The 353-nt window shown below is 40.8% G+C and carries 1 protein-coding gene; it reads right to left on the reverse strand.

The genetic code is table 11. The annotated features are described in order from the left end of the window. A partial coding sequence (locus ACT9TX_RS18520) for a TonB-dependent receptor plug domain-containing protein (protein ID WP_481340620.1) occupies positions 1–353 on the reverse strand: 353 nt, incomplete at both ends.

Here is a 353-nt window from a genome sequence, read left to right on the forward strand (position 1 = left end):
TCACCATCTTTGAGCACGGTAATTGTTTCTATGTCATTAGGATTTAAGCCAAATAAACCATTAGCATTACCACTACCTACAGTATTTGTACTTGGCGCATCACTACTTGGTGGTACTGGAAAGCCATCTATTACATATAAAGGTTGGTTAGAGCCGTTAATAGAGCTATTACCACGGATGGTTACAATAATATCAGCACCAGGCTCGCCAGAGGTCGACACAACATTTACACCAGCTACACGACCTTGCAATACCTGACCTACATCACTTACTGTGGTTTTAGCAAACTCGCCGCTTGAAATGGTTGTAGCAGAGCCTGTTTTAGTTAATTTAGTACTAGAAGAATTGTAAGC

The organism is Parasediminibacterium sp. HNIBRBA5674, assembly GCF_056745525.1.